Consider the following 20,676-nt stretch of genomic DNA (forward strand, 5'->3'; position numbering starts at 1 on the left):
TCAGCCCGCCGGCGTGACGAATCCGGTGTCGTACGCCTTGATCACCGCTTGGATGTCCCGCAAGTGGCTTTCGCGACGCCGTCCGGAGGAGTCCGGCTTCGCCTTTCCACCGGCTTAAACCGGTTGCGGATGGGGCGCCGTCGTTCTTAGTGTCGCTTATGGTCACCACCTTGCGAGCGCTCGAATTCGCCGCGCACGACCCACAAGGCCTGGAGCGGTTCTGGTCCGGCCTTCTCGGCCCGGCAATCGACGACACCGGCTTCCGTCTCTCCTTCAGCCAGCGCGACGAACCGAAGAACCGCCAGAACCAGATGCATTTCGACCTGACGAGCGAGTCCCTCGAAGACCAACGGCGGACCGTCGCGAAAGCGCTCGAACTCGGCGGACGGCACATCGACATCGGCCAGCTTCCGGAAGAGCGGCACGTGGTGCTCGCCGATCCCGAAGGCAACGAATTCTGCGTCATCGAGCCGGGCAACGGCTTCCTCGCCGGCTGCGGTTTCGTCGGAGCCGTCGCGAGCGACGGCTCGCGGGAGGTCGGCTGTTTCTGGGGCGAGGCGCTCGGCTGGCCGCTGGTGTGGGACCAGGATCAGGAGACCGCGATCCGGTCGCCTCACGGCGGCCCGAAGATCACCTGGGGCGGCCCGCCGTTCACGCCGAAAACCGGCCCGAACCGGCTCCGTTTCGTCCTCGACGGCCCCCTCACGGAGGTCGAGCGGCTGGTCTCGCTCGGCGCGACCCACCTCGGCACCGGCGAAGACGGCCGGGTGGAAATGACGGATCCCGACGGCAACGAGTTTTCCGTCGTAGTGCTTGGCTAGCCTCCGCGGTGTGGACATGAGAGCCGTGGCCGAGAGCCTTGTCGCCGGGGAACGCGTCAGCGCCTGGGACCTGAACGACGCGGGACCGGACGATTTTCCCGAGCTGCGCGAAATCCGGCGCACCGGGAATCAGGCGCTGCGCAACGCGGCACGCGCTCTGTTGTTCGGGCTGGGCGGCCCGGAAGCGCTCGGCGAGGACGACCTCACGCTCCTCCGCCGTCTGATCAAGAGCAAGATCGCCGTCGAAGTCCCGCTCGCGATGCGGAGTTGCGAGTTCTGGTACGCCATCCCGACCACGGATCAGGCGGCGGTGCTCGACGCGTTCGGACTGTCCGACGCGGAGCCGGTGACCATGTCGCTGGGCACCGAGATCTGGAACCAGCACTACCACGGCTCCGGGCATCAACGGTGTGCCCGGCTCTACGTCAGCCCGGCGCTCGACGGATGGACACTCGTCTTCGGCAGGCCGTCGGACGATCAGCACCCCGCGGACGTCACCGGGGAAAGCTCCTGGAGCATCGAGCCGCGCGAGCAGTACCAGGCCATGCTCGCGAACGAGAAGGTCCGGCGCGGAGTGGATCGTGACCGCTGCGTCGCGTTGAGCCGCCGGTTCGGCGCGGCGCAGCTGTACTGGCGCAGCCATGGGGATTCCACGACGTCGTGGTGCGTCGCCGAAAAGGGCGAGCTGGTCCGGTTCTACGACGTCTCCGCACCCGAGGAGTCGGCCGGCGAACTCGCGGCCGAGAACGGCTACCTCCTCCCCCACGAGGACACCCCGCTGCCCGAAGGCTGGGCCGACGACATCGAGCACACCGACGATCCCTTGGACTGGCAACGGGAATGGGTCCGGCGCCACCGGCGGCTCAAAGCGGAACTCGGGCTTCCGGACCACTGCGACGCGGACACGATCGCCGAAGCGCTTTCGGTGCACCCGGGCAAGATCGGCCCGCACACCCGCGCCGAAGGGCACGGGGTCATAGCACTCACCAGATGTGGCCGGGAGTATGGCCACCCGCGAACCTTGTTGCGGGGCCTGGCTTACCCGCCCGCGCCGGAACGGCCTTCGTTTCTCGACGAGGACCAGACCTGACGAAGCACAGGTACGTTCGGCCATACGGCACAGGATGGAAATTGGTCTACACCTATTGACGCGCGCCCGGTGCCCGGCTCAAGCTGCTCTGACCGAGGGCCATCTTCCACTGTCGGAGGTTCGGCGTGCCAAGGAGAACCAGAAAACTACTCCCCCTGCTGGCGTCGCTCATCACGCTGGCCGGACTCATGATCGTCGTCATCAGCCCCTCCGCGTCGAGTGCGGCAGGCCACGAGGACTGCCGTCCCGACGGGCTGTACCGGACACCCGGCGTCGACACCCCCTACTGCACCGTCTACGACACCACCGGCCGGGAAAACCTGGGAGAAGGGCATTCCCGCCGGGTGATCGGCTACTTCACCAGCTGGCGCACCGGCAAGAACGGCGCGCCGGCGTATCTCGCGAGCAACATCCCGTGGACCAAGGTCACCCACCTGAACTACGCGTTCGCGCATGTCGACGCGCAGAACAAGGTGTCGGTCGGCGCCCCGGGCCCGAACAACGAGTCCATCGGCATGGAATGGCCGGGCGTGCCCGGCGCGGAGATGGATCCGGCGTTCCCCTACAAGGGACATTTCAATCTGCTGAACAAGTACAAGAAGCAGTACCCGAACGTGAAGACGCTGGTTTCGATCGGCGGCTGGGCGGAGACGGGCGGCTTCCTGAACCCGGACGGCACGCGCAACGCGTCGGGCGGGTTCTACAAGATGACGCAAAGCCAGGCGAGCATCGACACCTTCGCCGATTCCGTCGTGAAGTTCCTGCGCGACTACGGATTCAACGGCGCGGACATCGACTACGAGTACGCGACGTCGGCGAACTACGCCGGAAACCCGGACGACTACTGGATCGCGCAGGCCAACCGCGGCACGCTGTGGGCGGGCTACGAGAACCTGATGCGCACGCTGCGCCAGAAGATCGACCAGGCGGGTGCCGCCGACGGCAAGCACTACCTGCTGACCGCGGCCGTCCCCGCGTCCGGCTGGCTGCTGCGCGGCCAGGAGGTCTACGGCGTCACGCAGTATCTCGACTACGCCAACATGATGAGCTACGACCTGCACGGCGCGTGGAACCAGTTCGCCGGGCCGAACGCGGCGCTCTACGACAACGGCAAGGACGCGGAACTCGCGCACTGGCAGGTGTACACGACACCGCAGTACGACGGTCAGGGCTATCTCAACACCGACTGGGCCTACCACTACTTCCGCGGTGCCATGCAAGCCGGCCGGATCAACATCGGCGTCGGGTTCTACACCCGGGGCTGGCAAGGCGTGTCCGGCGGGACGAACGGACTGTGGGGCAACGCGCCACTGCCGGATCAGAAACAATGCCCGCCCGGCACCGGATCCCAGGTCGGATCGACCGTGCCGTGCGGCAACGGCGCGATCGGCATCGACAATCTCTGGCACGACATGAGCCTGACGGGCGCCGAGGTACCGGCGGGCGCGAACCCCATGTGGCACGCGAAGAACCTCGAGAACGAGATCACCCCGGACTACCTGGAGAAGTACGGGCTGGATCCGAAGAACAACCCGAAGGACCGGCTCTCCGGGACCTACAACCGGTACTACGACAACTCGATGGTGACGCCGTGGCTGTGGAACAACGACAAGAAGGTGTTCCTGTCCACTGAGGACGAAGAGTCCCTCGCCACGAAGGCGAAGTACGTGTCCGACAAGGGCATCGGCGGCATCATGATCTGGGAACTGGCGGGCGACTACGCCTTCGACGACGCCAAGAAGCAGTACTTCATGGGCGACACGCTGATCACGAAGATCAACGACGGCCTGCGCGGTGCCGCCCCGTACGGCGCGTCCAAGTCGTCGCGTCCGGCGCCTTCGTCGGTGCTGAACGCGAACGTCAAACTGACCGGGTTCGCGCTGGGCGACGCGAACTACCCGATCACCCCGCAGATGCGCATCACCAACAATTCGACCACCGCCATCCCCGGTGGGACGAAGATCGAGTTCGACTACGGCACGAGCGCGCCCGGCAGCATGTCCGACCAGTCCGGCTTCGGCCTGTCGGTCACGAGCAAGGGCCACAGCGGGCCCAACGTCGGCGGTATGAAGGGCGACTTCCAGCACGTGGCGGTGACCGTGCCGTCCTGGCAGACCATCGCCCCGGGTGCCACGGTCGAGATCCGGCTGAACTACTACATGCCGATCGCGTCGCCGTCGAACTTCACGTTCACCTTCGGCGGGACGACCTACGCGATCGCGTCGGACAACCCGCGTGGCGGCGGTGCCCCGCCGACGACGACCACCACGCCGACGGGAACCACGACCACGTCACCCACCACCACGACCAGTCCGACGACCACGACCCCGACCACCACCACCCCGACGACGACCACCTCGGTGCCGTCCGACGCCTGGAAGCCGAACGTCGATTACACGACCGGCACCCGGGTGACCTACAACGGCGCGGCTTACGTGTGCCGTCAGGGCCATCGGTCCCTGCCGGGCTGGGAGCCGCCGAACGTGCCTGCCCTCTGGACAGCCGCTTAGACCCCGGCAGCGCGTAAGCGTCGTGAGCGGCGATTCGGGTTCTAACCCGAATCGCCACTCACGACCCCGACGCTCTAGTAACGCCCGGCCGTCAACGTGTCGAAGTCCGGGAAGTCCCCCGCCAGCGTGGCGCCGGTGAAGTTCCCGACCCATCCGCCGTCGTCGTGGAAGAACCGGACGGACACGTAATCCGGCCGCGTCCCCATGTCGAACCAGTGCGTGGTGTTCGCGGGCACGCTCAGCAGGTCCCCCGCCTCGCACAGCACCGCGTACACCTTGCCGCCGACGTGCAGGTAGAACACGCCGGACCCGCGCGCGAAGAAGCGGTCTTCGTCATCGTCGTGGGTGTGCTCGGCGAGGAACTTCTGCCGGGCTTCGGCGGCCTCGGCCGCCCAGCCGGGCTCGTCGGACGGCGTCATGCGGACGGCGTCCACGAAGGTGTAGCCCTCGGCCGCCGAGACCTTGCCGATCTGCTCCTCGTAGGCGGCCAGCACCTGCTCGGGCGTCACTTCGCGCGGCAGGTCCTCGACGAGGTCCCACCGTTCGAACCGGACGCCGAGCCGCCCCAGTTCCCCGGTGATCACGGCCGGGTCCTCGGTCCTGAGCGCGATCTCGTCGGGCCGGTCGTCCGGCCACACGGACAGCAAGGTCATCGCACTCCCCTTTCCTCGGTCACGAGTCTTGTCTCTACCCGGAACCGGAGCAACCACTCCAAACATTCCAGGCGATGACGAGCGTGGCGCAGGTCATCGCCCCACACGTAGATCCCGTGCCGCGCGACGATCACCGCCGGCGTGTCCGCCCGGAACCCCGCCTCGAACGCGTCGCCGAGGACGCGCATGTCCTGGCCGTTGGCGATCACCGGGATCGTCACCAGGTCGTCGTGCGCGGCGCGGCCGAAGCCCTTGAGCATCTCCAGGTCTCGCAGTTCGACGCCGTCCGGCCAGTGCTCGGCGGCCACCACGGGAGCGAGCGCGTGCACATGGATCACCGCGCCCGCGCCCGACACCGCCGCGATCCGGGCGTGCAGCCCGGCCTCGGCCGAGGGCACCTTGCCCGGCTGCGGCTGGTCGGCGACGGCCAGCCCGTCCTCCCCGACCACCACGACGTCGTCGCTGGTCAGCTCGCCTTTGTCCCGGCCGCTGACGGTGACGGCGACCCGCAGCGGATCGCGTCCGAGCACCACCGACAGGTTGCCCGAAGTGCCCCGCATCCAACCAAGCCCGGCGAAGCGGGCGGACTCCTCGGCCAGCGCGCGCCCGGCGAGTTCCAAGACACTCACAGCGGGACGACCTTGATCTCGTCGAACGTCCGGATCGTCCGGTGCGTCCCGAAATCGGCGTCGCCGAACGGCTCGCCGTCGCGGGCGAGGCCGACGGTCTGCCAGCCGTCGGCGGCGGCCCCGTCGAGTTCGGCCGGGACGTCGGAGAAGAACACGACGTCGCCCGGCTCGGCCTCCAGCGCGGAGGCGATCGCGCGATACGACGGCGCCTCGCGTTTCGGTCCCGCGTTGACGGTGTCGAAATGCTTCTCGAACAGGCCGGTGACGTCGCCGTCGGTGGTCCGCGAGAACGACGCGACCTGCCCGGCGACCGAACCGGAGGAGAACACCGCGAGCCGCAGCCCGGACTCGTGCCACGACCGCAGCGCCGGGGTGACATCGCCGAAGAACTCCGTCGTGAGGTCACCGTCGGCGTACCCGCGCTGCCAGATGAGGCCTTGCAACGTCTTCAGCGGCGCGATCTTCTGGTCCGCGTCCATCCAGCCGTGCAGCACCCCCACGACGTCCACTGTGGACGCGTCCGTCGGGAGCCCGCCGAGTTCCTTGATCCGCGCGACGGCGTCGACGACCTCGGGGTCGTCCAGGTGCTCGTCGATCCACGGGCCCAGCCGCGGGCGCGCGTAGTCGTAGAGGGTCACGTGCACGTAGCTGGTGGCGGTCAGCGTGCCCTCGATGTCGAGGACCACCCATCGGGCGGTCAGCGTTGCGGTCACTGGTTCGCTTCCCCTTCTGCGTAGTACTCGCTGAGTCTTCCGGGTTCGAAGGCCCCGCGGTCGGTCACCACCGCGGTCACGAAACGCGGTGGTGTGATGTCGAAGGCCGGATAGTGCCCACGGACGCGTTCGCTGGCGACGCGGTGGCCGAGCGCGCTCAGCACCTCGTCGCCGTCGCGGTATTCGATCGGCACGTCGGCGCCGGTCGGTGTCGCCTGGTCGGGCGCCTGGACCATCGCGTAGAACGGCACGCCGAACGCCTCCGCCGCCACCGCGAGTCCCAGGGTGCCGATCTTGTTGACGACGTGCCCGTCCATGGCGACGCGGTCGGCCGCGGTCACCAGCGCGCCGACCTCACCCGACGACAGCACCGCGGCGCCCATCCCGTCGGTGATCAACCGGGTGTCGGCGCCCATCTCGGCGAGGGTCTCGGCGGTCAGCCGCGCGCCTTGCAGGTACGGCCGGGTTTCCGTGCAGAGGAAGGAGAACTCCTTGCCCTGCCGCCGCGCCGCGAGCACGAATTCGACCAGGTACAGATCGGCCCAGCAGTGCGTCAGCACCGTTGCGCCGTCCGGCACCGACGAGGCCGCGTGCTCGCCGAGCGCACGGCTGCGCGACCGGTACAGCTCGTCACCCGCTCGCGCACCCGCTGTCGCGGCTTCGACGAGGTCGCCCGTCGATTCGTCCACTTCGGACAGTACGGCGGCGACGGCCTTGCGCAGGTGGTTGTTGGTCTTGCGGGTCGCGACGATCCGCTCCCCCGCCCGCTCCAGATACGCGCGGGCGTCGGCGCGGCCGGACGCCTCACGAGCGGCGAGCACCATCGCGCCCAGCGCGGCGAAGTACGGTCCGGACGACTGAGTGACCATGTCCTCGATGGCCACCGCGACCTCCTCCGAAGTCCGGCAGAGCACCCACTCCCGCTCGAACGGGAAGACCCGGCGGTCGAGGATGTGCACGCCTTCGTCGTCGAGGCGGACGCTTTCGGCGAGGATCGGCAGCGTCATCAGCTGTACCCCGAAAGGCACGGCGGGATCGCGTTGAGGAAGTGGTCGCCGACCTCGCGGGCCTTGTAGGTCACGGGGTCGTGCAGGGTGAGTGTGCGGGCGTTGCGCCAGAAACGGTCGAAGCCGTACTTGGTCGCTGTGGCCCGCGCGCCGGTGAACTCGAAGACCTTGCTCGTGGTCTCGACGGCGGCCCGGCTCGCGACGATCTTCGCCGACGAGATGGCGATCGCCGCTTCGGCTCGCTCGGCCGGGGTCAGGTCGAAACCGCGCTCGTCGGCCTCGCCGAGCGCCGAAACCGCGGCGTCGACGGCGAATCCGGCCGCCCGCGCCGTCGCGACCAGCTCGCCGTAGCCGGCCAGGATGTACGGATCCTGGGTCGCTTTGTCCACATCGGACAGTGTCCAGGCCCGTGCGGTCCCCCGTGTGTACACCGCCGCGGCGTCGAGCGCGCCGGTCGCGAGGCCGACGTACACCTGGGCCAGCATGAGCTGGAACCCGATCGCGGCGAGGGAGATCCGGGGAACCTTCGGGTCCGACTGGTCCTCCGGCTGGGCGCCGAGGACATCGTCGTGAGCGACCCAGGCGGCCTCGAACCGCACCGCGCCGCTCGCGGTGAGCCGCTGGCCGATGTTGTCCCATTCCCCGGGGAAGGTGATCCCATCGGCCCGCGCGTCGACGACGAACGTCAGCTTCTCGCCGTTGTCCGTCCTCGTCGCGCTGACCACCAGGCGATCGGCGACGGCCGCGCCGGTGGCGAAGGTCTTGGTGCCTTCGACGGTGAATCCGCCGTCGACCGGGGTCAGCAGCAGGGCGGCGTCGAGCGGATTGCTCACGCCCGCCCAGAACCAGCCCGGTTCGCTCGCCGCGCGCGGCCCGAACAGGCCGGTGCGCCACAGCTGCAGATAGTGGTAGCCGAGCAGATGCCCGACCGACGCGTCCGCGGCCGAGACGATCCGGGTGGCCTGGTTCGCGGCCGCCCAGCCGGCGGTGCCGAGCAGGGGCAGGAGCCCGGACTCGCGCAGCAGGCCGACTTCGCGCACCGGAAGACGCCCGGCGAGGTCTCGTTCGGCGGCGTCCGCCACCAGGGTGCTCGCCAGCTCGTGCGCCGCTTTGCGCCACACTTCGGTCATTCCGCCCCCTCCAACTCGACCAGCGCGTCGAGCGCCACGCGGGTCGCCCTCGCCACCCCGTCCGCCACGACGTCGCGGTGCGGGTCGTAGGCCGACGGGTCGGGATGCTCGGGCCGCGCGTCGCCGTCGATCACGAGCACACCACCGGCCCGCAGGCCGCGCAATGCCGCGAACACCAGCAGCGTGGAGAGTTCCATCTCAATGGCGATCACCCGCGCGGCCAGGTAGTCGGCCATCGGGAGGGTCAGGACCAGCGGACTGAACGCCGCCCGCGTCCACACCACGCCCCGGTGCGCCTCCGGGGCGGCGCGGCTCAGCGCCACGACGGCCTCCGGGGTGGCGAACGCCGGGTACTCGGGGTGGATCAGCTGCTGGGTGACGCCGTCGTCGCGGACCGCGGCCTCGGCGATGACGAGGTCGCCGTCGGTGATCCCGTCGGCCAGCGAACCGGCGGTGCCGAGCCGGAGGAACGTGCGGACGCCCGCCTCGGCCAGCTCGCCGAACTGGCACAACGCGCCCGGGCCGCCGACGCCGTGCGAGGACACGACGACCGGGACGCCCTTCCAGGTGCCGGTGTAACTGCGGTACTCGCGGTTCTGGCCGACGAGAACGGCACCTTCGAGTGACTCGGCCACCGCGGTCGCGCGGTCCGGGTCGCCCACGACCAGCGCGCGGGGCGGCAGTCCGTGCCGGGGGATCTTGGTGATGGGCAGGACGTCGCTCACGCGGGTTGTCCCTTCTTCCGCTTGAGGTTGGACAGGAACAACGCCACGAGCGTGACGACATAGGGAGCGGCGTCGGTGGCCTGCTGCGGCAGCCCGATGCCCTGCAAGCGGAAGCCGAACGCCTCGGCGAGGCCGAACAGCAGCGCCGCGAGGAGCACCCCGAGCGGATGCGCGCGGCCCAGCATGACCGCGACGACGGCGATCCAGCCGCGGCCGGCGGTCATGTTCTCGGCGAACAGCGTCACCGAGCCGAGCGCCAACTGCGCGCCGCCGAGACCGCAGAGCGCTCCCCCGGCGAGGATCACTCCGTAGCGGTACTTGGTCACGTTGACGCCGAGGCTGGACGCGGCCTCCGGGCGTTCGCCGACACCGCGCAACCGCAGGCCCCACGGGTGCCGGTACAGCAGCACCGCGAGCGCGGGCACGGCCAGCCAGGACAGGTAGACCAGCAGCGACTGCCCCGGAATCGGGCCGAACTGGCCGAGCCCCTGCAAGGTGGGGTCGCTGAACGAACCCTCCGTGCCGAAGACCGTCCGGATCAGGAAGCTCGTCAGCCCGACCGCGAGCAGGTTGCTCGCGACGCCCAGCACGATCGGGTCGCCGTCGAAGGTGATCGACCCGATCGCGAGGATCAGCGAGTACGCCGTCGCCGCGATCACCGCCACGACGACGCCGATCCAGGCGCTGCCGGTGTACCAGCTCCCGGCGACGGCGCCGAAGCAGCCGACCAGGAGCGAGCCTTCGAGGGAGATGTTGAAGACCCCTGCCCGCTGGCACAGCGCGCCCGCGAGGGCGGCGAACAGGATCGGCGTCAGCGCGGTGAGCGCCGAGGAGAACAGGCTCGCGTCGATCATGCCCGCCTCGCCTTCCGCTTGAAGACCCCCGAAGCGGCCGCGAGGAAGATGATCAGCACCGCCTGCAGGACCGCGGTCAGTTCGCGCGGGACCTGGGTGGCGCGTTCCATGGCGAATCCGCCGCTGGTCAGCGCCGCGAAGAAGACCGCCGCGAGCAGCGTCCCGAGCGGGCTGGCCCCGGCGAGCAGCGCCGCGAGCAGGCCGATCCAGGTGTACTGCGGCGTGATCAGCGCGCCGTCGATGAACCGGTACGGGAAGCCGAGGACGGCGATCGCGCCGACCAGCCCGGCCGTCCCGCCCGACGCGGCCAGCAGCCGCAGCGTGAGTTTCGGCCGGTCGATCCCGGCGTAGGCGGCGAACCTCGGTGCCCAGCCGGTCACCCTGGTCTCGAACCCTGCGGGCGTACGGGCGTCGAGCACCGCGTAGACCGCGATCACCGCCACCACCAGGAAGATCCCGGTCGTCACGCCGTCGATTTCGGGCAGCCGGGCACCTTCGGCCAGTTGCGGGCTCTGCGGCAGGCTGGAACCGGCGTCCTTCAGCGGGAACCGCACCAGGTACCCGGCGAGCGACATCGCCGGGTAGCTCAGCAGCAGTGTGCTGATCAGCAGCGGGACGCCGAGGCGGTTCTCGCAGACAGCGGCCAGCGCGGCGTACGCGGCACCCGCGAGAACGCCCGCGAGCAGCGCGAGCACCACTTTGACCGGCCCGGGGCCGGGCACGTACAGGCCGACGGCGAGCGCGCTGATCGCGCCGAGCACCAGCTGTCCCTCGCCGCCGAGGTTCACCATGCCCGCCCGCAGCGGGATCGCGAGCGCGGTCGCCATTCCCGCGACGGGGACCGCGTAGGCGAGGGTGTCGCCGACGCCGTCGGGACCGAACGCGCCGGAGACGATCGCGCCGTAGGCGGCCAGCGGGTCGGTTCCGGTGGCCAGCAACAGGATCGCGCCGAGGACGAGCGCCGCCGCGATCGGGACGGCGACGAGGCGGACGCGGGTCATCCGGCACCTCCGGCCATCGCCAGGCCGACCGTGTGCGGATCGGCCTCGTCCTTGGTGAACTCCGCGACGATCCGGCCCTCGAACAGCACCAGCACGCGGTCCGACAGTGCGAGGACCTCGCTGAGCTCGGCGGAGATCAGCAGGACGGCGTGCCCGGCGTCGCGGTGGGCGACGAGCCGGGCGTGGATGTTCTCGATCGCGCCGACGTCGACCCCGCGGGTGGGCTGCTCGACCAGCAGGAACGGGGCGTCGTGGGTCAGTTCGCGGCCGAAGATCGCCTTCTGCTGGTTGCCACCGGACAGGGTGCCCATCGCGGCGCCGGGACCGGACGCGCGGACGTCGTAATCCTCGATGACCGCCGACGCGTGGTCGTCGATCGCCTCGCGGCGCAGAAACCCCTTGCGTGCCAAGGGCCGCTTGCGGTGGAAGCCGACGGCCAGGTTCTCCCGGAGGCTCGCCGTGGGCGCCGAGCCGACCTCGGCGCGGTCTTCCGGGACGTGCGCGAGCCCGGCGTCCCTTCTGGCCCGGACCGGCAGCCCGTCGAGGATCTGTCCTTTGAGGACGATGGTGCCGCCGGTCTTCAGGAGGCCGGTGATGGCGCCGGAGAGTTCTGCCTGCCCGTTGCCCGCGACCCCGGCGACGCCGACGATCTCCCCGGCGCGCACGGTCAGGGAAACGTCGTCCAGCAACGGTTTTCCTTCCACTCCGGGTACGGTCAGGGAACGGGCTTCGAGGATGACGTCACCGGGCGTCCCGGCCGGATGGACGCGGTCGAGGTCGACGTCGCGACCGGTCATCGCGGCGGCGAGCCCGGCGGCCGTCTGGTCCGCCGTGCGCCCGCGAGCGCTGACCCGGCCGTCGCGCAGCACCGTGACGTGGTCGCTGACGGCGAGGACCTCCTGGAGTTTGTGCGACACCACCAGGATCGTGCGACCTTCGGCGGCGAGCGCGCGCAGGACGCCGAACAGCCGCTCGGTTTCGGGCGGGGTCAGCACGGCGGTGGGTTCGTCGAGGATCAAGACGTCCGCCTCGCGATACAGGAGTTTGAGGATCTCGACCCGCTGCCGGAGCCCGACCGGCAAGTCACGGACCCGGTCGCCGGGCCGCAGCCGCAGTCCGTGCCGTTCGATCAGTTCGGTGACGCGGGCCGTCGCCGCCTTGCGGTCCAGCAGGCCACGGCGGGTCGGTTCACTGCCGAACACGACGTTCTCGGTGACGGTGAGTTCGCCGAACAGCGCGAATCCCTGCTGCACCATGCCGACACCGGCGTCGATCGCCTGCGCGGGCGAGCCGAAGGAGACTTCCTCGCCGTGCAAGGAGATCGTGCCCTCGTCGGGCCGGTGCAGACCGTAGAGCACGGACATGAGCGTGGACTTGCCCGCGCCGTTCTCTCCCATCAAGGCGTGGATCTCGCCCTTGCCGACGTCGAGGTCCACGTGGTCGTTCGCGAGCACTCCGGGGAACCGCTTGACGATCCCCCGGAGTGAGACGGCGTCAGGATTTGGCGGGGTCATCGACGACGATCGCGCCCGAGATGATCTGGTCCCGCAGCTCGCCGACCTTGGCCAGCACGTCGGGGTGGCTCGCGACGACGCACTGCGACGTCGAGGCGCCGGGCTCCAGCCCGGTCAGGGAGATGCCCTTCTCCTTGACACCGTAGGACTTCGTTTCACCGGTCTTGCCGCCGAGGATCGCGTCGACCCCGTCTCCGACGACGACGTTGGTGCGCTTGATGACGTTGTCCACGACCTGCCCCGGGCTGGCCGGGCACTGGTCGGCGTCGACGCCGAACGCGAAGAACCCGCCCTGTTTCGCCGCCTCGAACACCCCGAGGTTGCCCGCCGCCGAGGCCGCGCCCATGACGTGGTCGACGCCCTGACCGGCAAGCGTGCCGGCCAGCGCCTTCGCGCGGGCCGGGTCGTTGAACGGGTTCGCGCCGCCGATGAACAGCGGGGCGAGCGTGGTGCCGGGCTTGGCCTTCTCCGCGCCCTGACCGAACGGGATCGAGTACCGGCGGAACTGGGGCGTGTCGAGGACGACGACCGCGCCGACCTTGCCGGACTTGCTCAGCAGCCCGGCTTCGGCGCCCGCGAGGTAGCTGCCTTCGTGCTCGCGGAACACCGCGCAGGTGACGTTCGGGAACGGTTTGGCGGTGCAGGAGTCCACGAACAGGAACTTCTGCTCGGGGTTGCGTTCGGCCTCGGCCGCGATCGCGTCGGCGAAGTTGAAGCCGACGGCGACGATCACGGCGGGCTTCTCGCGCACCGCGGCCGCGAGGTTCTGCTGGATCGACGCGGGATCGGTGCTCTGGAACACCTTCTGCGTCCCGTTGTGCTTCTTGGCCGAGTCTTCGATGCCCTGGACGGCGAGCTTGAGGAAGTCGTTGACCCCGACCGGGCTCGGCGTGATCAGGACGAGCGCGGGTCCGGCGGCGTTCCGCGTGGCCGGATCCTTGGCCGAGGCGTTGCACGCGGCGATGAGCGTGACGGCGGAAATGGCCATGACGGCCCGCAGGAGGGTTCTCGGCGACATGTCCCGGACTGTATGGCTCCGGTCCACGATATGGCACCGAGTCCCACCATGCGAGAGCGTGTAGATCGTTATACGTCGCCCGGGTCGGCGCCGAGGACCGACGCGGCGGCGTACCGCGAACGATGGAGACCAGCCGTGCGGCGAAGGGTGAACCGGTCGATCTCCGCGCCGTCGTTGCGCAGGGTCCGCACGGTCAGGGTCGTCCGGCGGCCGAACCAGGCCGGCTCGACGTCGATCGCGAGGAACGAGTAGCCGGTGTAGCGCACGCGGGACCACGCCACCGTTTCGGTCACCTTCTCGCCGCCCTTGACCCAGTGGTACGACTGGAACTCGCCCGCGAACGTGTCGGGCACGGGGAAGCTGTAGAGGCTCTTCCCACCGCCACCGCAGGTCGCGTACACGGTGCCGTCGCGGTCGGGCTCGACGGAGTCGCCGATCTTGACCTCACGCGTCACCTTGCCGCCGCGCAGCGCGTCGGTGCGTTCGTAGATGTGGTTGTGCCCGTTGATCACGAGGTCGACCTGGAACTCGTCGAACAGCGGGACCCACTGCTCGCGGACGCCGCCCTCGGACGCGTGCTGGTTGGTCGTCGAGTACGCGCAGTGGTGGAAGAACACCACGACGAAGTCGACGTCCGGCTGCGACCGCAGATAGCGCAGGCGCCGCTTGAGCCAGGCCGTCTGGGAGCCGTGCGAGTAGCCGAGGTTGGCGGGGATCTCGTAGGAGACGTCGTTCGCGTCGAGGGAGATCACCCCGACGTTGCCGTAGATGAACGAGTACACGCTCGGGCAGTCGTGCGGGCCGCCGCCGGGGAAGTCCCAGCGCTTGAGCTGGCCGCCGTAGCCGTCGGGCGAGTAGAGGGCCTCCATGTCGTGGTTGCCGGTGGTGACCATCCACGGGACCGACGCCGCGACGCCCTCGATCTGGTTGTAGTAGGCGTCCCAGACCTTGGGGTCGAACAGATCGTGATCCGCGTCGGGCTTGCCGCCGGGCGGTTTGCCCGCGCCACTCGGGTCGGCGTAGGCGATGTCGCCCGCCAGCAGGTGGAAGCGCGGGTCCTGCCGCGCGACGGCGCCGTCCTGTGCGAGCGCCGTCGTCGAGACCCCCTGGTCGCCGAACGCGGTGAAGGTGAACTTGTCCGCCGGGACACCCCGGGCAGGCGCGGTGGTGAACGTCGAGATCGCGGCGGGACCGCCGTCGCCCGAAGCCGGGTCGAAACCTTCGTGCCCGACGGCATAACGGTAGGTGCGCCCGGGCCAGAGGTGATCGGCCTCGGCGTGCAAGTAGTACTGGTCGTACGGCGCGATGACCCCGGCGACCTCGGAATGCAGCGCGCGGACCTCCGCCGGGATCCGGTGACTCCAGCCGCCGTGACCGTCGGCGATGCGCAGGAACGGTTTCCGCACCGGCGCCGGCACCTGCCACGCGACGCGCATCGACGTCCGCGGATTCCGGCCGAACGCGAGATGCCGCCCCGCCGGGACGACCTTGTCGCCGTCGGCGTACGCGGCGCCCTGGAGCAGCAGCGGACCCGCCGCGAGAGCGGCACCGGCGCCCTTGAGCATGGTGCGACGGCTCAGGTACTCGTATTGTTCGGCCATCGTCAGGCGCGAGGCCAGCGCGTCGGGAACACCGACCCTGGGGATTTCCATGCGCGCGATCCTCGCGCACGGATATGTGGGGTTGCCGAAGCTGAAACGAACGTGAGTGGTCCAGCTGCTCAGGACGGACTCAAGGGGATCTCAAGCGGGCTTTACCACTCACGACCTTCTGGCCGATCACGCAAACGCGACCCGATTACCGTCGCCATCACACTTTGGTGCAATGAATTCAGGTTCATTGTTGCCTAAAATTACGAACACGTGTTCGACAAATGGGCGTATTATGGAGGGGTGTCCGAGACCTTCCTCCCTGAGTTGCCGCACGAGTTGTGGCGGGCCGGCAAGCTGGAGCTTGCCCATGGCGTGCAGCAGTTCCTGCAGGTGATGCGGGTTGCCTCCGCGGGGCTGGGGCAGTACTTGGCGGAGGTGGAGTCGCGGGGCGCGAAAGACTTGTTCGGCTATGGGTCGACGGCGGCGTGGTTCGCTGATGTAGCCGGGCTGTCTCGGGGCGAGGCGGCTCCGATTGTGAAGCGGGCTATCGCATTGAACCCGACTCGTTCCCTAGATGGAAGTAAAGTTCCGGCTGTCGCGCCTGCTATCGCCGCGGTGGCGGCTGAGGGGTTGATCGGTGAACATCGCGTCGATCAGATCTTGGAGATCTTGAAGAGGCTCCCGGCCGACACCTCTATCGAGGATCGGGAAAGCGCGGAGAAGATCCTGGCTGATCTGGCTCGTGGTGCGGGGCCGCGGCAGTTGGTGGACGCGGAGGCGAAGATCCTCGCCTGGCTCGACCCCGACGGCAGTGAACCCAAAGACCCCGAACCCAAAGAGCCGCGCCCGGAAGTCACGCTGGAACGTCGTCGGGACGGCTTCTGGAAACTCACCGGCCTGCTCGACGACGAACTCGGCGCCCGCACCGCCGCCGCCCTGGCGGCCCACGCGAAACCACGCCCCGCAGACGAATTCGGCCAAGCCGATCTGCGGATGAAGTGCGAACGCCAGGGTGACGCGTGGGCCGAACTACTCGACCTCGCGATCGCCTGCCCGGACCAGCCCGGAACCAGCGGCTACCGGACCCTCGTGCACGTCACCATCGGCTTGGAAGAGCTCAAGACCGGGATCGGGAAAGCCTGCCTCGACTTCGTCGGGACCATGACCGCCCGCGAAGCCCGCATGGCCGCCTGCGACTGCCTGATGCTCCCCGTCGTCCTCAACGCCGCCGGAGAACCCCTCGACCTGGGCCGCCTACGACGCTTCGTCACCCCAGGACAACGCCGCGCCCTCAACATCCGCGACCGCGGCTGCGCCTTCCCCGGATGCCATCGAAAACCCAAGAACTGTCACGCCCACCATATCGAGCACTGGGCAGACGGCGGACCCACCGACCTCCGCAACCTCGTACTCCTCTGCAGCTTCCACCACCGCCTGATCCACCACGGCGACTGGCAAGTCCACATGGCGCCAGACGGGCTACCGGAGTTCATGCCGCCCCAGTACTTGGATCCGCTCCGAAGAACCCGCCGCAACACCCTCCACCACGCCTGAACCCCCGCACCACCCGAGGAGCCCGCCAGCCAACCCGGCGACGGGCCCCTCACCATGCCCACGGACCGAAGCCCGCCACCGGACAGCGCTGAGCCAGGGTGGTCGTGAGTGGCAAATAGGGTTCTAACCCGAAACGCCACTCACGACCACCCCGACCGACCGGCCACCGGCGCCCTTGCCCACCTGAAATCGGTGATGCACCCCAGCCAGACCCAGTAGGCACTTAAGCCACAGTGGACTCGACCCCGAAACGCCACTCACGACGAACCCCACCCTCCGCATTCAGAGGACTAAATGCGGCACGCGCCCGACCGGAAGTCTAACGTTCCCCCCGGATGGTGCGCCTCAGCTTCGGAACCCGCTCGTGCAATGTCCGCTCCGCCCCGCGCTGCGTCGGCTCGTAGTAGTCCCGCCCGACCAGCTCGTCCGGCGGATACTGTTGCGCCAGAACACCTTCCGGCACATTGTGGGGATACCGGTAGCCCTTCGCGTTGCCGAGCTTCTCCGCTCCCGCGTAGTGCCCGTCGCGCAGATGCGGCGGCACCGTCCCGATCCGCCCGGACCGGACGTCGCTGAGCGCGGCGTCGATCCCGGTGATGACGGCGTTCGACTTCGGCGCGGTCGCCAGGTGCACGGTCGCCTGCGCCAGCGCGAGACGGCCTTCCGGCATCCCGATGAACTGCACCGCGTGCGCCGCCGCGACGGCCGACTGCAGCGCCGTCGGGTCCGCCATGCCGATGTCCTCGCTCGCGTGCACGACCAGGCGCCGGGCCAGGAACCGCGGGTCCTCCCCCGCTTCGATCATCCGCGCCAGGTAGTGCAGCGCGGCGTCCACATCGGACCCGCGGATCGACTTGATGAACGCGCTGATGACGTCGTAGTGCTGATCGCCGTCCCGGTCGTACCGCACCGCCGCTTTGTCCACTGTGGACTCGACGATGGCGAGGTCGATCGTCTTGGCCTCGGTCGCGCTCGCGGCGTCGGCGGCGGCTTCCAGCGCGGTCAGCGCGCGCCGCGCGTCACCGGAGGCCAGCCGCACCAAGTGCGCCCGCGCGTCCTCGGTCAGGGTGAGCTCGCCGCCGAGCCCGCGTTCGTCGGTCATCGCGCGCTCGATCAGCGCGACGATGTCAGCGTCGGTCAGCGGCCGCAGCTGCAGCACCAGCGACCGCGAGAGCAGCGGCGAGACGACCGAGAACGACGGGTTCTCGGTGGTGGCCGCCACCAGCAGCACCGTCCGGTCCTCGACGGCGCCGAGCAGGGCGTCCTGCTGGGTCTTGGAGAACCGGTGGACCTCGTCGATGAACAGGACGGTGTTCTCGGCGTTGTAGTTCCGGCGGCGCCGGGCCTCCTCGATGACCCCGCGCACCTCCTTCACCCCGGCCGACAGCGCCGACATCGCCACGAACCGGCGTCCGGTCGCGGCCGAGACGAGGTTCGCCAGCGTGGTCTTTCCCGTTCCCGGCGGTCCGTAGAGCAGCACGGAAGCGGGCGCGGCGCCTTCGACGAGCCGCCGCAGCGGCGCGCCCTCGCGCAGCAGGTGCTGCTGGCCGACGACCTCGCCGAGCGACCGCGGCCGCATCCGCACGGCCAGCGGCGAACCCGCGGGTACAGCGACCTCCCTCGGCTCGGCCGGCTCCTCAGGAGGCGGCCCGAGGTCGGGGTTCACGGTGAAGAGTTCGTCCTGTGCCACGGTGTCGACGGTAGCCGTAGCCACCGACGGTTCCGGTCACAGGTCAGCGCAGCCGCTCCCGGAACGAGTGCCACATGATCACGGCCGCGTACGGCACGAACTCACGCCCCCGCCGCCACACCCACGGGACGCCCTTGAGCACCAGCCAGCCGAGATGCCCGGCAGTGCTCGGCTCGACGCCTCCCGAGCAGGTCAGGCTGACCGGCAGCGGCACCGCGAACCCGGCTTCGGCGAGCCGCTCGGTGAACCCGGTCGCCAGCATCCGGTGCCCGAGCTCCGACGGGTGCAGCCGGTCGACGCTCCACGCGGTGAGGTCGTAGGCCCCCGGCAGCAGCTCGAGGTCGAGGCACGGCACGCCCTCGCGCTCGACGACGCCGTCGATGGCGGCGTTCAGTTCGGCCACCCGCTCGCTCAACGCCCGCCGCAGCGACTGCGGGAGGCGGAACACCTTGCCGTGGTCGTGGTACCGCACCGGCACCACGGTGGTGCCGACGGCGGCCAGCGACCGGATCACCTCGGTGAGGTCCGCGGCGATCTTCTCGGCGCTGAAATCGGGGCGCAGCGTGTCGTTCATGCCCGCCACCACCAGGGCGACGTCCGGCCGGTGCGCCACGGCCGCGGGCAGCTGCTTCGTCAGCACGCACCCCATGCGCGCTCCGGTGAACGACGGGTTCAGGTAGCCGTCCGGCTCGATGCCCAGGGCCTCGGCGACGAGCGGGCCGACCCCGCGCCAGCCGCCGCGGTTCGGCAACGGGTCACCCAGGCCCACGGCCGTGGAATCGCCGAGCACGACCAGTCTGCGAGCGGACCGGGGGACGGCCGGTGCAGGAGGAAGGAGAGGTTCGGGACTCGGGGTGACTTCGACACTGATCACGGTCACGATAGACACCATCGGCCACGCAGACTCACCTGCGGTGATGCCTGGGTAACGCGGCGAGGACGGTCGAGCGAAAAGTCCGTGCGGCGATTACCGGAACGCCGGGTAGAACGCGAGGTCCGCGTGCGGTCCCAGCCGGGCCCCGAGCGCCGCGGCGACCCGGGTGGCGTGCTCCGAGATGTCCGTCAGGCGGGCGCGCAGCGAATGCTTGGCCAGCTCCCGCCACCAGGTGACCAGCGCGGCCTCCCGGCTGATCGGCGTGGCGTGCCTGTCCAGGTTCAGCTCCGGGAGGATCTCCCAGGTGATGACCCACAGCAGGAGCAGCTGACCGTCCATCAGGTGCTCGGCCAGCGCGTCCTCGTCCGCGAGCCCGGGCCAGACCGAGACGACCTCGGCCCGCCACGCGGCGATCATCGCCTCGCTCATCCCCGGCGGCAGCGCCAGCGCGTCCGCGCTCGACGCGAACGGGAGCCGCAGGTACGCCGCGTCCATCAGGGTGCTGCGCACCCGGCCGCGCTCGAAATCGAGGAACCGCACTCCGCTGCTGGTCACGAGGTTGTTGTCCGGGCTCAGATCGACCGGGCTGAACGCGCGGTACGACGGCGAACCCGCCCGCTCGGCGACCGCCATGACCCGTTCCTGCACCGGCTCCGGCGTCTCGACGTCGAGCAGTTCCTCCAACAGCCCCGGAAGTTGCGCGCAGACCGCGGGCAGCGGCGCGTCCTCGTTCTTGACCGGGCCGCCCAGACGGCGCAGCAACGCGTTGAAGTCGGGCTCGCGGCTCGCGGTGCTCGCGTGCAGCCTGCCCAGCGACCGCGCCCAGGACAGCAGCGCGCGTTCGGCGCCGCGCGCGTCACGCGCGTAGAGCTTGTCGTGCAGCGTCGGGACGCCGCCGAGGTCCTCGATCACCAGGACGCGGGCCCGGCCGTCGTGCGCCAGCAGCTCGGGGCACATCCGGTCTTCCGGCGCGAGCGCGGTGAACAGCTGGTAGCTGACCGCCTCCTGCGCGAAGGGATCGGACCGTCCCGGTTCCGGTGGATCGGGGTAGTGCTTGATGACCAGGGTGCGAGGAAGCGCGAACGGCGACGACGCCACCCGCGCCCGCACGACCGTCGCCGGGCCGCTGCCCGCGAGGTCTTCGGGGGCGACGAGAGTGATCGCGCTGCCGAAGCGGCGTGAAAGGACTGCCTCGCCGGCGGCGACCGCGGCCGCGACGGCGAGGGTTTCGGCTCCAGCTCCGACGGTCGAATCGTCGGCAGAGGAGGTATCGACTGTCATTACCACCGACCCTACTCGTG

At 69.7% G+C, this 20,676-nt stretch carries 18 protein-coding genes; 4 read left to right on the top strand and 14 right to left on the bottom strand.

Going from position 1 to position 20,676, the window contains the following annotated elements:
• The first annotated feature begins 170 nt into the window (after positions 1–170).
• From AB0N89_RS32770 to AB0N89_RS32780, 3 genes are all read left to right on the top strand, one after another.
• A complete protein-coding gene (locus AB0N89_RS32770) occupies positions 171–821 on the top strand; it encodes a VOC family protein (protein ID WP_364212720.1) in 651 nt (216 codons plus the stop codon).
• A 16-nt stretch (positions 822–837) separates the two neighbouring features.
• Positions 838–1,911, top strand: coding sequence for a hypothetical protein (locus AB0N89_RS32775; protein WP_364212851.1), 1,074 nt, complete (start codon positions 838–840; stop codon positions 1,909–1,911).
• Between the two features lie 125 nt (positions 1,912–2,036).
• Positions 2,037–4,421, top strand: a complete 2,385-nt coding sequence (locus tag AB0N89_RS32780; RefSeq protein WP_364212723.1) for a glycosyl hydrolase family 18 protein — start codon at positions 2,037–2,039, stop codon at positions 4,419–4,421.
• A gap of 74 nt (positions 4,422–4,495) precedes the next feature.
• On the opposite strand, the gene AB0N89_RS32785 is transcribed toward AB0N89_RS32780, so the two are convergent.
• The 11 genes from AB0N89_RS32785 to AB0N89_RS32835 form a co-directional block, all read right to left on the bottom strand.
• Positions 4,496–5,074, bottom strand: a complete 579-nt coding sequence (locus tag AB0N89_RS32785; protein WP_364212726.1) for a cupin — start codon at positions 5,072–5,074, stop codon at positions 4,496–4,498.
• Positions 5,071–5,703: a methylthioribulose 1-phosphate dehydratase gene (mtnB, locus tag AB0N89_RS32790; protein WP_364212729.1), complete on the bottom strand. Its 633-nt coding sequence runs from the start codon at positions 5,701–5,703 to the stop codon at positions 5,071–5,073. Before mtnB ends, AB0N89_RS32785 begins: the two co-directional genes overlap by 4 nt.
• Complete coding sequence (gene mtnC, locus AB0N89_RS32795) at positions 5,700–6,416, bottom strand: acireductone synthase (protein ID WP_364212732.1); 717 nt, start codon at positions 6,414–6,416, stop codon at positions 5,700–5,702. Before mtnC ends, mtnB begins: the two co-directional genes overlap by 4 nt.
• Positions 6,413–7,423, bottom strand: a complete 1,011-nt coding sequence (locus AB0N89_RS32800; RefSeq protein WP_364212735.1) for a s-methyl-5-thioribose-1-phosphate isomerase — start codon at positions 7,421–7,423, stop codon at positions 6,413–6,415. Before AB0N89_RS32800 ends, mtnC begins: the two co-directional genes overlap by 4 nt.
• A complete protein-coding gene (locus tag AB0N89_RS32805; RefSeq protein ID WP_364212738.1) occupies positions 7,423–8,553 on the bottom strand; it encodes an acyl-CoA dehydrogenase family protein in 1,131 nt (376 codons plus the stop codon). The genes AB0N89_RS32800 and AB0N89_RS32805 overlap by 1 nt, the downstream gene beginning before the upstream one ends.
• The gene (locus AB0N89_RS32810) at positions 8,550–9,278 is read right to left on the bottom strand and encodes a nucleoside phosphorylase (RefSeq protein WP_364212741.1); all 729 of its coding nucleotides are present in this window, start codon (positions 9,276–9,278) and stop codon (positions 8,550–8,552) included. The genes AB0N89_RS32805 and AB0N89_RS32810 overlap by 4 nt, the downstream gene beginning before the upstream one ends.
• Entirely contained in the window at positions 9,275–10,132 is an 858-nt protein-coding gene (locus AB0N89_RS32815) for an ABC transporter permease (RefSeq protein ID WP_364212744.1), read from the bottom strand. The genes AB0N89_RS32810 and AB0N89_RS32815 overlap by 4 nt, the downstream gene beginning before the upstream one ends.
• Complete coding sequence (locus AB0N89_RS32820; protein ID WP_364212747.1) at positions 10,129–11,133, bottom strand: ABC transporter permease; 1,005 nt, start codon at positions 11,131–11,133, stop codon at positions 10,129–10,131. The genes AB0N89_RS32815 and AB0N89_RS32820 overlap by 4 nt, the downstream gene beginning before the upstream one ends.
• Positions 11,130–12,647 (bottom strand): ABC transporter ATP-binding protein, encoded by a 1,518-nt coding sequence (locus AB0N89_RS32825; protein ID WP_364212750.1) that lies wholly within the window; start codon positions 12,645–12,647, stop codon positions 11,130–11,132. The genes AB0N89_RS32820 and AB0N89_RS32825 overlap by 4 nt, the downstream gene beginning before the upstream one ends.
• Positions 12,628–13,665, bottom strand: a complete 1,038-nt coding sequence (locus AB0N89_RS32830; protein ID WP_364212753.1) for a BMP family ABC transporter substrate-binding protein — start codon at positions 13,663–13,665, stop codon at positions 12,628–12,630. The genes AB0N89_RS32825 and AB0N89_RS32830 overlap by 20 nt, the downstream gene beginning before the upstream one ends.
• A 68-nt stretch (positions 13,666–13,733) precedes the next feature.
• A complete protein-coding gene (locus AB0N89_RS32835) occupies positions 13,734–15,317 on the bottom strand; it encodes a metallophosphoesterase family protein (protein ID WP_364212756.1) in 1,584 nt (527 codons plus the stop codon).
• A gap of 240 nt (positions 15,318–15,557) precedes the next feature.
• On the opposite strand from AB0N89_RS32835, the gene AB0N89_RS32840 reads away from it, so the two are divergent.
• The gene (locus AB0N89_RS32840) at positions 15,558–16,811 is read left to right on the top strand and encodes a DUF222 domain-containing protein (RefSeq protein ID WP_364212759.1); all 1,254 of its coding nucleotides are present in this window, start codon (positions 15,558–15,560) and stop codon (positions 16,809–16,811) included.
• A gap of 319 nt (positions 16,812–17,130) precedes the next feature.
• On the opposite strand, the gene AB0N89_RS32845 is transcribed toward AB0N89_RS32840, so the two are convergent.
• The 3 genes from AB0N89_RS32845 to AB0N89_RS32855 all read right to left on the bottom strand — a co-directional run bounded on the left by AB0N89_RS32845 (position 17,131) and on the right by AB0N89_RS32855 (position 20,656).
• Positions 17,131–18,501, bottom strand: coding sequence for a replication-associated recombination protein A (locus AB0N89_RS32845; protein WP_364212762.1), 1,371 nt, complete (start codon positions 18,499–18,501; stop codon positions 17,131–17,133).
• A gap of 43 nt (positions 18,502–18,544) precedes the next feature.
• The gene (locus AB0N89_RS32850) at positions 18,545–19,393 is read right to left on the bottom strand and encodes an SGNH/GDSL hydrolase family protein (protein WP_364212765.1); all 849 of its coding nucleotides are present in this window, start codon (positions 19,391–19,393) and stop codon (positions 18,545–18,547) included.
• Between the two features lie 75 nt (positions 19,394–19,468).
• On the bottom strand, positions 19,469–20,656 hold the full coding sequence (locus AB0N89_RS32855) for a phosphotransferase (protein WP_364212768.1): 1,188 nt from the start codon (positions 20,654–20,656) through the stop codon (positions 19,469–19,471).
• Positions 20,657–20,676 lie beyond the last annotated feature (20 nt).

This window comes from Amycolatopsis sp. NPDC089917, from assembly GCF_040684635.1.
Lineage (GTDB): Bacteria > Actinomycetota > Actinomycetes > Mycobacteriales > Pseudonocardiaceae > Amycolatopsis.